General features: G+C 46.2%; 12 protein-coding genes. 7 read left to right on the top strand and 5 right to left on the bottom strand.

Annotation, left to right across the window (positions count from 1 at the left end):
• The first annotated feature begins 195 nt into the window (after positions 1-195).
• From ggt to AC07M6_RS12735, 4 genes are all read left to right on the top strand, one after another.
• The gene (gene ggt, locus AC07M6_RS12750; protein WP_494889934.1) at positions 196-1,911 is read left to right on the top strand and encodes a gamma-glutamyltransferase; all 1,716 of its coding nucleotides are present in this window, start codon (positions 196-198) and stop codon (positions 1,909-1,911) included.
• A gap of 201 nt (positions 1,912-2,112) precedes the next feature.
• Positions 2,113-2,547, top strand: coding sequence for a MarR family winged helix-turn-helix transcriptional regulator (locus AC07M6_RS12745; RefSeq protein WP_494890436.1), 435 nt, complete (start codon positions 2,113-2,115; stop codon positions 2,545-2,547).
• A gap of 217 nt (positions 2,548-2,764) precedes the next feature.
• A complete protein-coding gene (locus AC07M6_RS12740) occupies positions 2,765-3,271 on the top strand; it encodes an FKBP-type peptidyl-prolyl cis-trans isomerase (protein ID WP_494889932.1) in 507 nt (168 codons plus the stop codon).
• Positions 3,272-3,277: 6 nt separating this feature from the next.
• The gene (locus AC07M6_RS12735) at positions 3,278-4,204 is read left to right on the top strand and encodes an FKBP-type peptidyl-prolyl cis-trans isomerase (protein ID WP_494889931.1); all 927 of its coding nucleotides are present in this window, start codon (positions 3,278-3,280) and stop codon (positions 4,202-4,204) included.
• Here the strand turns inward: AC07M6_RS12735 and AC07M6_RS12730 are convergent, their stop codons facing one another.
• From AC07M6_RS12730 to AC07M6_RS12720, 3 genes are all read right to left on the bottom strand, one after another.
• Positions 4,205-5,515, bottom strand: coding sequence for a cryptochrome/photolyase family protein (locus AC07M6_RS12730; RefSeq protein ID WP_494889930.1), 1,311 nt, complete (start codon positions 5,513-5,515; stop codon positions 4,205-4,207).
• Positions 5,508-6,422, bottom strand: coding sequence for a TIGR01777 family oxidoreductase (locus AC07M6_RS12725; RefSeq protein WP_494889928.1), 915 nt, complete (start codon positions 6,420-6,422; stop codon positions 5,508-5,510). Before AC07M6_RS12725 ends, AC07M6_RS12730 begins: the two co-directional genes overlap by 8 nt.
• A gap of 148 nt (positions 6,423-6,570) precedes the next feature.
• On the bottom strand, positions 6,571-7,038 hold the full coding sequence (locus tag AC07M6_RS12720; protein WP_494889926.1) for a DUF4293 domain-containing protein: 468 nt from the start codon (positions 7,036-7,038) through the stop codon (positions 6,571-6,573).
• Between the two features lie 99 nt (positions 7,039-7,137).
• Here AC07M6_RS12720 and truA point away from each other — a divergent pair, with 99 nt between their 5' ends.
• Positions 7,138-7,917, top strand: a complete 780-nt coding sequence (truA, locus tag AC07M6_RS12715) for a tRNA pseudouridine(38-40) synthase TruA (RefSeq protein WP_494889924.1) — start codon at positions 7,138-7,140, stop codon at positions 7,915-7,917.
• A gap of 100 nt (positions 7,918-8,017) precedes the next feature.
• Positions 8,018-9,811 (top strand): ABC transporter ATP-binding protein, encoded by a 1,794-nt coding sequence (locus tag AC07M6_RS12710; RefSeq protein ID WP_494889922.1) that lies wholly within the window; start codon positions 8,018-8,020, stop codon positions 9,809-9,811.
• A gap of 72 nt (positions 9,812-9,883) precedes the next feature.
• Here the strand turns inward: AC07M6_RS12710 and AC07M6_RS12705 are convergent, their stop codons facing one another.
• Together AC07M6_RS12705 and AC07M6_RS12700 are read right to left on the bottom strand one after the other, a co-directional pair.
• Positions 9,884-10,087, bottom strand: coding sequence for a hypothetical protein (locus tag AC07M6_RS12705; RefSeq protein WP_494889921.1), 204 nt, complete (start codon positions 10,085-10,087; stop codon positions 9,884-9,886).
• Positions 10,088-10,488: 401 nt separating this feature from the next.
• Positions 10,489-11,484: a fumarylacetoacetate hydrolase family protein gene (locus tag AC07M6_RS12700; protein ID WP_494889920.1), complete on the bottom strand. Its 996-nt coding sequence runs from the start codon at positions 11,482-11,484 to the stop codon at positions 10,489-10,491.
• Positions 11,485-11,820: 336 nt separating this feature from the next.
• On the opposite strand from AC07M6_RS12700, the gene AC07M6_RS12695 reads away from it, so the two are divergent.
• Positions 11,821-12,984, top strand: a complete 1,164-nt coding sequence (locus AC07M6_RS12695; RefSeq protein WP_494889919.1) for a homogentisate 1,2-dioxygenase — start codon at positions 11,821-11,823, stop codon at positions 12,982-12,984.
• Positions 12,985-13,054 lie beyond the last annotated feature (70 nt).

Here is a 13,054-nt window from a genome sequence, read left to right as displayed (position 1 = left end):
GGTGATTTAACCACAAAGGGCACAAAGTTTTTTTCACAAAGGACACAAAGCAGGCTAATGGAATTATCATCAATCTTATTACAAAACAAAGCTTTGTGCGCTTAGTGTTCCTTTTCTTTGTGTACTTTGTGGTTAAATATCCAACCAGTAAAATTTAACAGAAATAGATTAAATTAGAAGCCAAATTATAACCCTATGCAGTGCAATATCCCCCGCAAATACTATTTATTAACGGTACTTATTTTATTAACCGGCATTGTTTTACCCGGCTGTGTACGCGGCCAGTTAGGGAAGGATAACAGCGACCAGTATTATAACGGTATGGTAGTTTGCGCCTACCCCGACGCGGCAAAGGTTGGGCTGGAGATACTGAAAAAAGGAGGCAACGCGGTTGATGCTGCCGTGGCTGTGCAGTTTGCCCTGGCGGTAACCCTGCCACAGGCCGGCAACATAGGTGGCGGCGGTTTTATGGTATACCGGTCGGCCAAGGGGAAAACCAATACGCTCGATTTCAGGGAAAAGGCACCGGCCGGGGCCAGCGCCAATATGTATTTAGATTCGGTGGGGAATGTGATCCCTGATATGAGTTTGGCTACGCACCAGGCATCGGGCGTGCCGGGTAGTGTGGATGGCATGGTGGCGGCGCACCGTAAATATGGCAAGCTAAACTGGGCCGAACTGGTTGAACCTGCCATTAAACTGGCCCGCGATGGTTTTAAAGTAACCAAACACCTGGCCGACGACCTGAACCGTAACGCCGCCGATTTTCAAAAAAGAAATCCCGGTAAAAAGTACTTTTTAAAAAATACCCCCTGGCAGGAAGGAGATATACTGGTACAGGATGACCTGGGCAAAACGCTGGAACTGATACGCGATAAGGGGCGCAAGGGTTTTTACGATGGCGTGGTGGCCGATCAGCTGATTGCCGAAATGCAAACCGGCAAGGGGATGATCACCAAAACCGACCTGAAAAACTATCATTCGGTTTGGCGCAAACCCATCACAGGCGAATATAAGGGCTACAAGATCATCACTATGCCGCCGCCATCAAGCGGGGGGATTGCCTTGCTGCAATTGCTGCATTCGGTAGCGAACTACCCGCTAAACCAGTGGGGCTTTAATAAAGACTCAACCGTGCAGGTAATTGTTGAGGCCGAGCGCCGGGTATATGCCGACCGCTCAAAATACCTGGGCGACCCTGACTTTTATAAAGTGCCTGTAGATAGCCTGCTGAAACCGGCTTATATCGATGCGCGGATGAAAAGCTTTGACTGGGCCGCAGCCACACCAAGCAGCAGCATACAGCCCGGCAGCTTTGCGGGATATGAAAGCGACCAAACCACTCATTTTTCTATTGTAGACCGCGAGGGCAACGCCGTTTCTATCACCACCACGCTAAACGGATCGTTCGGATCGAAGATCATCGTTGGCGGCGCGGGCTTTTTACTGAATAACGAGATGGACGATTTTAGCTCGAAACCGGGCGTACCAAATATGTATGGCCTGGTAGGGGGAAAGGCCAATAGCATACAGCCAGGTAAAAGGATGCTGTCGTCCATGACGCCAACCATTGTTGAAAAGGATGGCAAACTGTTTATGGTAGTAGGCACGCCGGGCGGATCGACCATTATCACATCGGTTTTCCAGACCATACTAAATGTGATTGAGTTTAACAAAAGCATGCAAAGCGCGGTAAATGCCAAAAGGTTTCATCACCAGTGGCTGCCCGATGTGGTAAATGCCGAAAAAGAGGCGCTGGATAGTTTAACGGTTGATAAGCTAACCAAAAAAGGTTATAAAATAACCGTGGGCGGCGGCATAGGCCGGGTAGATGCCATATTGGTAACTAAATGGGGTTACCTGCAGGGCGGTGCCGATCCGCGTGGCGATGATACTAAACTGGGGTGGTAAAGTTAAAGCCCTGTTACTGTTATTCGTCCTCCATTGGCTGAAGCTAAGGGCAATGAAATAAGAATAGCAATTCATTGCCGTCCTGTTTATGGGGCGGATTAAGTAAATAAGCAAGCGGGTTTTAGCCCAAACTATAGTATTACAATAGGGATAGTATACTGATGAAAATAATTTCTAATTTTGAAAGGTATGCCGGCAAACATTAAACACCAGGAAACGATAGACTATTTTTTAAAAATAGTTTGGCAAACTGTTGCTAACCGCTACAACCAGTTAGTAACCGAGTTTGGTATTACCCAATCTATTGGTTACCTGCTGATCAATATTGATGAGAAAGAGGGTAACACGGTATCGGAAGTGGCGGCATTGCTGGGATTAAAATCAACCAGCCTGTCGCGTATGCTTAGTCAGCTGGAAAAGATGGACCTGATCTACCGCGAATCGAACAAAGGCGATAAGCGCTCGGTTAAAATATACCTGACCGAATTGGGTAAGGAAAAACGCCACCTGGCCCGCGGCCTGGTAAAGCAATTTAACAACTATCTGAACGATCATATCTCCGAAAAAGATAAAGACCACCTCATCAGCACACTTAAAAAGATCAACACACTTACCCTGAATTACAAGCCTGAATAGGCAGGTAAAGCCGAAAGGTTAAGGGTAAAGCTTTCAGATGTATCATATCACGGTATGCGATAACTATAAATTACCGGGTTTGAAATATCTCTCCCTCAAAAAACGTTTTAAGGCTGATAAAGTCGGGGTTTTATCATCGTTTAACAGGTTTATATGTTAAAAAATGTTAACCTGCTGATTTTGCCATTTAAAAGAATAAATTTGCCGTTTGAAATAAATGACCAGGGTATTGATTATTTGTTTATGTGTGCTGGCGTTCGCGGGATGTAAAAAATCTACCGAGGGCGCTAAGCAGGCGCAGGTACAGGCCGAAATTGATGATAAGTTGATTAAAGATTATATCGCTAAGAATAATCTGACGGCAACTAAAGTAATGATAGGCTCGCAGGATACTACCGGTGTATGGTACATTAACACAGTAACCGGTACCGAAAACGCGCTGTTCACTAACTCATCGCTATTAACGGTGGGGTATACAGGCAGGGTGCTGGGCACCAGTACTGCTTTTACACAAACCAATACCTATCATCCATCCTACCATTTGGGGGATATGATAAAAGGCTGGCAATATGGTATCACTAAATCGCAAATAAGAAAGGGCGGAAAAATACGCCTGCTGATAGCTTCGAGATATGCTTACGGGCCGTATGACCAGCCCACTTTGGGGATACCCGCAAACTCGGTGCTTGATTTTGATATTGAACTTTTTGATGTAACGAACTAATTTTAAATGAAACAAATACTTTTTACGCTCCTGTTTTTTTGTGTTGCCGGTTTATACTCATGCCGTAAAAGCAACGATATTGATATTAAGCAATACGATGAGCAGCAAATACAGGCTTACATCAGCGCTAACGGACTTACCGATATGAAGCGCGATCTATCGAGCGGTGATACTACCGGCATGTATTATAAAATACTTACGCAAGGCACCGGCAAGGTTGTTGATTATCCGGATATTGTAGCGCTTGTATTTACTGTTAAAAGTTTCGACGGGCAGTTTATAGCTACCGATACTATTGTGAACCATGTGTATAACTTCCTGGGGCATATTAACAAAAACAATTTGCCAAATGGTGTTCAGTTAGCCCTGATCAATATATTAAAAAACAAAGGCGGCCGTATGCGCCTGTTGGTGCCATCTCATTTAGGTTATGGTTCTGCAGGTTTTGGATCGGGCAGCAGCGATGGTAATAACAGGATAAAAGGCAACCAGGGTTTAGATTACTATATCAACCTGATTGATGACCAGCCTAAGTATGATGATTTAACGGTTAAAAACTATATTACCGCTAATAATTTAACCGGGTATACCAAAACCGCATCGGGTTTGTGGTATAAGATCCTGCAAACAGGTTCGGGTGCAGCTATAGGTGCATCGGCACTGGTAACCATACAATACACCGGTAGTTTATTAAACGGTTTAAATACCTCAGATCAGTATAATTCAAGTGATGCCAGTACAGGTACCACAATTGATTTAGGTAATGATACCCGGGCAGGCCTGGTTGAAGGATTGCAGTTAACCACTCCAGGAGCTAAATTATCGCTGATTATGCCATCAAGATTGGCTTACGGTTATAACACTTATGGTGATAGCAGTATCCCGATTTTTAGCTGTATGAGATATGATGTTAATGTAATATCGGTACAATAATTATTTAGCCAATGCGGCTGTAAAAGCTTTAAGACAACGGTCGCGTGCAAAAGCGCGATCAATAATGGGTTTTGGATACTTGCTGAAGTCGGCATATTCCGGAACCCATTTTTTTATATACTCCAGTTTAGGATCAAACTTTTTGGTTTGCAATTCGGGGTTAAATATCCTGAAGTACGGTGCGGCATCGGTACCACTGCCGGCGGCCCATTGCCAGCCGCCTACATTACTGGCCATTTCATAATCCAGCAATTTGCGGGCAAAATAGCGTTCGCCCCAGCGCCAGTCAATTAACAGGTCCTTACTTAAAAAACTGGCTACGATCATCCGTACCCGGTTATGCATAAAACCGGTTTCGTTCAGTTCGCGCATGCCGGCATCAATAATGGGGTAGCCGGTTTGCCCGTTACACCAGGCTTCAAGCAGGTCTTCGTCATTCGCCCATTTAATCCGGTCATACTCCGGGCGAAAGGCATGGTCTATGGTTTTTGGAAAATGATCCAGTATCATCATATAAAACTCGCGCCATATCAATTCGTTCAACCAGGTTTTCTCTTTGTGGAGGTAGGCTTTACGTGCCGCCCCGCGGATACTGATGGTGCCAAAACGCAAATGCAGGCCAATATGCGAAGTGCCTTTTATGGCGGGAAAGTTGCGCTTTTCGGCATAATCGGATATTACATCCTCGTAATATTGATCGGGGAAGAGCCTGTCGCTTTTTTCAAAGCCCATCTCTTTTAATAATGGGATGGCCTGATGCTCAGTTTTATAAAGGTTGTGCAGATACTTGCTAACCGGGTACGCCTTTAAATAAAAGGGGGTAAGTTTGCTATACCATTTACGCATATAAGGCGTGTAAATGGTATAAGGCAGCCCATTATCCTTGGTAACCTCATTCTTTTCAAATATTACCTGGTCTTTATAGGTATTAAAGGGGATCTGTTTTTCTTTTAGCAGTTTGCGGATGTTTTCATCGCGGGTTTTGGCGTAAGGCTCGTAATCATGATTGGTGTAAACGGATGCTACTTCGTAATCCTTCAGTATTTGTTTCCAGGCCTGTTCGGCATCATTATAAAGTATAAGCAGGGTACTGCCATGCTTTTGCAATTGGGTTTGCAAATCCTCAATTACCTGGTAAATAAAGGTAACCCGCGCGTCATCTTTATCCTCCAGCTTATCCAATATATTTTTATCGAAAATGAACAGGCCCAGTACCGGGTGGTCGCCTTTAAGGGCATGGTACAGTCCCGCGTTGTCATCCAACCGCAAATCGCGCCTGAACCAGAATATGCTAATTGGGGTGTTAACCATAAATCTCTTTCAAGGCCCCCTCAATATCCGGGTACTTAAATTGAAAACCCGCCTGTTCAATTTTTGCAGTATCAACTTTTGTGCTTCCTAAAACAATAGTTGCCATTTCGCCTAATAGTAGTTTCAGTAAAAAAGCCGGCACATTAGGCAGCCATAAGGGCTTTTTTAGTTGCCGGGCAATGGCTTTGGTTAACTGTTGGTTAGTTACAGGCACAGGGGCCGCCATATTATAAATGCCGGTCAGTTCCTGGTGCTCAATGCCATATAAATACATGTCTGATACATCCTGGTGATGGATCCAGGACAGCCATTGCCTGCCACTGCCTAAGGCCGCTCCTGCACCCAGTTTTACAGGCATGGCTATTTTAGTTAAGGCCCCGCCATCTTTGGTTAAAGCAACGCCGGTACGGAATATTAAAATATCCAACCCTAATGCCCTGCCTGCGGTAACCGCTTGTTCCCAGGCAACGCAGCACTCGCCCATAAAATCGTGGGCGGGCAAACTGTCCTCATGCATCAATTCATCACCCCTATCGCTGTAATAGCCAATTCCCGATGCCGATATTACCTTTTTTACCTGATGAGGCTTTTGCTTAAGCAGATCATAAATAAGCGCGATAGATTTGGTCCGGCTTTCTATGATCAGTTTTTTACGGGCATCCGTCCAGCGGCTATCGGCAATCCCGGCGCCCGCCAGGTGAAGGATGATATCTATCCCATCAATGCACTTTTCATCAATAATGCCTTGCTCAATATCCCATAAAAAGGTTTTTACTTGAGGATCATGACCCGGCTTCCGGCTAAGGTGACTAACCGAATAACCTTTATCCAACAATAATTGGGTAAGCTCAGTACCTAACAAGCCCGAGCCGCCGGTAATAAGAATATGCTTTTTGGGGTGCTGCATGCGGATGGAGTGAATATGCAAATGTGCGTATATGTAAATGTGCAAATGATTAAAAATGTGAGTAGCACCAGCACTTATGCAGCTATGTTACCATACAAATGATCAGTATGCAAGTAACATTTGCATATACGCACATTTGCATATTAGCTTACCTTAACCTGTCTGCCGATTTTACCAGCTTCTCGTCCTTTTGAATAGATTTTACGGCCAGTATCATCAGCACAATGCTCAGGCTTGATAAAAATATACCGATACCGAAATTGCTTGGTTTCATTTCAAAGCCGCCGGTAGCGGTTTTAACCGCCTGCGACAGCCAAAAGCTGTAGCCTATAATAATTAATATAGCGCCATAGCACAGGTTAATTTGCTGCTTGCGGTTTTTGTACAGAAATATAATCACCAACGGTACCAGACCAACAATGACAGTAACTATGCTTAGCATAGTAAAAGGGGTGGTTAAGGTTTGCGCTCCGTTCACATCCTGGTAAATGCCGGTAACTTTTATGGTTGATGGAACATTATTAAGGTAGATGCCGTGTGCCACCGGGAACAGGAAAAGGGCCAGTATAACCAGTGCAGCGAAGAGCAGGTAAATGCTTTGTATTCTTTGTAACATATGATATGCGTGGTGTTGTGAAAAATTATTTGAAACAAAGATAGGATTGTTTGACAAATTACGGATAGGCAATAGCCAGCGGAATGTTAACTTTACACCGTGACCGATCATCAGCGTTATTTTATTGAACTGGCCTATAATGGCACCAATTACCACGGCTGGCAAATACAGCCCAACGCGGTAACCGTGCAGGAATTGCTGAACAAAGCGCTATCCACCATTTTGCGCCAGCCCATAGAAACCACCGGCTGCGGGCGGACGGATACGGGAGTGCATGCTACACAATTCTATGCGCATGTAACCCCCCAGCCCCCTGAAGGGGGAGCGAATATACTAACTCCCCCTTTAGGGGGCCGGGGGGCTGGAGTTAACGCCTTGCTCCCCCACGATATCGCTATCAAACGCATTATTCCCGTACATCCCGACGCGCATGCCCGGTTTGATGCCACGCTACGATCATACGAGTATCACCTGCATTTTCAGAAAGATCCGTTTAAGCATGGTTTTTCGTGGTTGCAGCGTGATGTGCCTGATCTGGATCTGATGAACCAGGCGGCGGAGATACTGATGGAGTATACCGATTTTAGCTGCTTCAGTAAATCTAACACGCAGGTGTTCACCAATAATTGTAAAATTAGTCGCGCCGAATGGGTTAAGCAGGGCGATGGCATGGTATTCCATATCAGCGCCGACAGGTTTTTGCGCAACATGGTGCGGGCTATAGTGGGCACACTGTTAATGGTAGGCCGCAAGGAAATTGAACCCGAAGCGGTGCGCGCTATTATCGAAAGCAAGAACCGCAGCAACGCAGGGACATCGGTACCCGCCTGCGGCTTGTATTTAACAGAGGTGAAGTATCCATTCCCCCTAACCCCCTAAAGGGGGAATAAGAAAAGGATGGTGCGAAAATAATTACGATATTCGAAAACTTAAAAATAAACCTCTTGCTCCCCCTTCAGGGGGCTGGGGGGTAGGTATTATGTCTCAGGTAACAGGAAAAGCGATAGACTGGAGTTTGCTGAAAAGGGTGATGCATTATGTAACACCTTACCGGGGTATTTTTATCCTGTCGGCTTTCCTGACTGTTTTTTTAGCGGTGGTAGCGCTGGTACAGCCCATCCTGATGCAGAAGGCGGTAGACGATTATATTGTGGTGAGCAACTATAACGGCCTGCTGTTTATTGTATGCCTGATGCTGGCACAACTGGTGGTGCAAACCATTGCGCAGTATTACCAAACTTTCCTCACCAATTCATTAGGCGAATCCGTTATCCGCGACCTGCGGATAGATATATTTAACCATATCACCAGTATGCGGCTACGGTATTTTGATAAAACGCCTATCGGGATGCTCATCACCCGTACCGTGTCTGATCTGGAAACTATTGCCGATATCTTTTCAGAAGGGCTGATCTCTATTATTGGCGACATGCTTTTGGTGATAGCCATTATAGTTTGTATGCTGCTGAAAGACTGGAAGCTGGCGCTGATCACACTGATCCCCATGCCATTGCTGATACTATCTACCTATATTTTTAAGGAGGCTATTAAATCGTCCTTCCAGGATGTGCGTACCCATGTGGCGCAGCTGAATACTTTTTTGGCCGAACATATTTCGGGCATCAGCATTATCCAGTATTTTGCCCGCGAAGACCAGGAAATGCGCAAGTTTAAAGGCGTTAACGAAAAATACCGCGATGCCAATATCCGCTCAAACTGGTACTATTCTATCTTCTTCCCGGTGGTGGAGATCCTGTTTTCCATTTGTATCGGTCTGCTGGTTTGGTATGGCTGCAAACGCATCCTGTCCGATCAGCAATTGAACAGTCTTTCGGCAACGGGCCATGTTACTGCGGGTACAGTGCTGGCATTTATCAGCTTGTTAAACTTATTGTTCAGGCCTATCCGGCAACTGGCCGATAAATTTAACACCCTGCAAATGGGCATGGTAGGCGCCGACCGTATTTTTAAAGTATTAGATACCGATGATGTGGCCCCCAATAATGGCAAGCTACAAAGCGAAATAAAAGGCGATATCCAATTTAAACATGTTTGGTTTGCCTATAACGATGAAAACTGGGTGCTAAAGGATATCAATTTCCACATCCGACCCGGCGAAACGCTGGCATTGGTAGGGGCCACGGGTGCCGGCAAATCATCAACCATCAATATCCTGAACCGGTTTTACGAAATAGGCAAAGGCGAAGTAACGGTTGATGGCATTAATATTGACGATTACGAGGTAGGTTACCTGCGCTCGCGCATTGCGACGGTGATACAGGACGTGTTCCTGTTTTCGGATACCATTGCCAATAATATCAGCCTGAATAACCCTGCCATTACCCGCCAGGAAATTATACAAGCCGCTACCGATGTAGGCGCGCACGATTTTATTATGCGCTTACCCGGCGGTTACGATTATAATGTGATGGAACGGGGCGCAACGCTTTCGGCCGGACAAGCGCAACTCATCTCCTTTATCCGCGCACTGGTTTATAACCCGGCTATTTTGGTGCTGGATGAAGCTACCTCATCCGTAGATACCGAAACCGAGGTGCTGATACAAAACGCCATTAATAAGCTGATGCAGGGCCGCACGGCTATCGTTATTGCCCACCGCCTCTCTACCATCCAAAGCGCCGATCGCATTATTGTGCTGGATCATGGCGAGATTATGGAAAGCGGCACCCACCAGGAATTACTGCGTATTGAAGACGGCTACTACCGCAAGCTGTACGATCTGCAATTTAATTCGGCGGGGATATCGAGATAGTCTTAAGTCCGAAGTCTTGAGTCAAAAGTCTTAAGACTTAGAACTCAAGACTTTCGACTCAAGACTTCGGACTCAAGACTTAGAACTATCCTTCACCGGGTGAACAGGCTGTTCTTCATTCTCACGCCTTTTCGCTACATTTTCCTGCTGCGGTTCATCGGCATGATATTCTTTGTCCTGTTTTTTCACTACGCTTTTGTGGCCCTCGTCATGTGGCCTGTCGGTTGGGGTATCCGCGGGTGATGGTTTGTCGGGGTTGTTTGCTGGCTTTGTCATGGTAGGATAACAGATGGCGGGGGATATGGTTTTAGACCCCTGCTTTAACTAAGTATCGTCCTTGCGAGTTGTTAAATCCCGGCGAGACTTTAAAGGTGCAGTGACAGAGGGGGGGCTGTCACCCTGAGCTTGTCGAAGGGTGTGTGCGTAGGCCTGCTCACCATGATTCGACAAGCTCACCATGAGACCCTGCGTGTTTGTTTTTTTGATTCCCCTCTTGAGAGGGGGCGCGTTGGAAAGTGTAGTGGCAGGGGTGTGTCCTAACCGGATTGCATATCGCCGAAAGGACACACCCCTCCACCCCTCTCAAGAGGGGAATCGCACAAGCCCCGCTTTCCCAACGTCATATCACCTTTAAAGTCCGTAGGATTTGATAACTCGCAATGACGGGGTGCGGAGTGTTACTTTTTCAATCCCAATATCGAAAAATCACTCTTCGCTTTTACAATCACATTGCTCAGCATTCCCAAACCGGTAATATCCATTTCTACCAGATCACCGGGTTGCAGCCATTGGGTAGGGTAGTTAGGATCGTTTAGTAAACCGGTGCCGTTCAGTTCCAGGAAACAGCCGGTACCAACCGTGCCCGAGCCAATTACATCGCCGGGTAAAACATCGCAGCCATAGGCGCAACGCTCAATAATCTCGGCAAATGTCCAGTCCATATCGGCCATATTACCGCTGGATACCTGCTTGCCGTTAACCGAGCAGTTCATTTTTAAATTATAAGCATTGCCGGTATGGCCATCTTTAGCGGGGACTTTGTATCGCTCCAGTTCATCGGGCGTTACCAGCCAGGGGCCAATCACCGTACTGAAATCCTTGCCTTTTGCGGGGCCAAGGTTTAGCAGCATTTCTTCCATTTGCAGGGTTCGGGCGCTCATATCGTTCATGATCATGTACCCGGCTATGTATTCGTCGGCTTCGGCAGCGGTAAAGTTGCGGCCTTTTTTACCAATCACTACAGCCACCTCCAGTTCAAAATCCAGTTTTTGGAAATGGTCGGGCATGCATTCAATCTCGCCGGTACCTTGTATAGCGTTATGGTTGGTAAAATAAAATATCGGGTACTGGTCAAATTCGGCAATCATATCTACCTTACGGTTCCGTCGCGCAGCAGCCACATGCTGGCGAAAAGCATAGCCATCGCGGCAAGAGGTAGGGTGCGGCACGGGCGCCAGCAGTTCAAAAAATAGTTCTTCCTTAGCTTCCAGCTTGCCCGACAGGATCTCGGCATTGATCTTCTTCGCGCGGTCCATCAGTTCAACGCCGCCCCATAAAAACTCGTTCATGTTATCGGGGATCAGCTTATCGCAGGAGTTGAGGTTGTAGATATGTTTGTTGGCATAGATGCCCAGGTGTTCGCGGTCTTCGGTTTTGTAGGATACTAATTTCATAGGATCTGTAAGATTGGTTAATCAAAGCTAAACATTTTAATATATCGTGCACCAAATTATTATGCTTGCATATTAAAATTATATAGTTTAATTTTGGGTATGATCCTGCGCATTGTACAAGGCTTTTATACTTCTATGGGGCTAACCTCCATGAGCGGCGCAGCCTTGTTCCGCAATGCCATGCTTTCAAAAAATATCCTCGCCCAGTATTAAGTTTTGTTAAAATAGTTAAAGAGGTTAAAACAGGTACCTGTGATACCGAAACTCTTTATCCTTCCAAACGTTTAAACTATACCAATTTACAATACCTTCTTTAACGTTTTTAACTAAAACACCATGCCTATCTATCATACATTAGGCCAAATCCCGCATAAAAGGCATACGGTTTTCCGCAAGCCCGATGGGGGATTGTACGCCGAAGAACTGGTATCAACCGAGGGCTTTTCCAGTTTGTATTCGCTGGTATATCATTGTTATCCGCCAACCATTGTAAAAACTTTAGGCGAGCCCTATTCGGTCGAGCCCAGGATAGCCCGGGCCAAACACCTGAAGCATACCAGCCTCATCGGTTTCAACATCAAGCCTGCCGATGATTACCTGGAAAGCCGCAAGGCCGTGCTGGTGAACAACGATCTGCATATCTCGCTGGCCGCACCGCGCAAAAGCATGACGGATTATTTCTTCAAAAATGCGCAGGCCGACGAGGTGATCTTCATCCACGTAGGTTCAGGCACGCTTAAAACGGGTTTCGGCGATATCAAATTTGGCTATGGCGATTACCTGGTGATTCCGCGCGGTACCATTTATCAAATGGAGTTTGATAGTGAGGATAACCGCCTGTTCATCGTAGAAAGCTTCGGTCCCATCCGTACACCCAAGCGTTACCGCAACCAGTTTGGCCAGCTAATGGAGCACTCGCCTTATTGCGAGCGCGATATCAGGCGACCGGCCAACCTGCAAACCCGAGATGAGAAAGGCGATTTCAAGATCCTTATCAAAAAACAGGGTTTGATCTATCCATACATATACGGCACGCACCCGTTCGATTTCATCGGCTGGGATGGCTTCCATTACCCATGGGCATTTTCTATTCACGATTTTGAACCGATAACAGGCCGCCTGCATCAACCACCGCCTGTCCACCAAACCTTCGACGGGCATAACTTTGTGCTATGCAGCTTTGTGCCGCGTAAGTTTGATTACCACCCCGATTCTATCCCTGCGCCATATAACCACAGCAATGTAGACAGCGATGAGGTATTGTATTATGTAGATGGTGATTTTATGAGCCGTAAAAACGTAGTGAAAGGGCAGATCACATTGCATCCGGCCGGTATTCCGCACGGACCGCACCCGGGTACGGTAGAAAAATCGATAGGTAAGGAAGCCACTGAAGAACTGGCCGTAATGATAGACCCGTTCCACCCGCTGCAGTTAACCGAAGAAGCGGTTGGGATTGAGGATGAAGAATATTATCATAGTTGGGCGGAAGGGCTCTAACACACATTGTCATTGCGAGGAGCGTAGCGACGTGGCAATCTCGTCGCACGTTTACATACTACGAGATTGC

It is taken from the genome of Mucilaginibacter sp. GW821-FHT07H05 (assembly GCF_059418485.1).
Note: the sequence above shows the minus strand (reverse complement) of the source record. Positions and strands in the feature narration are given on the sequence as shown.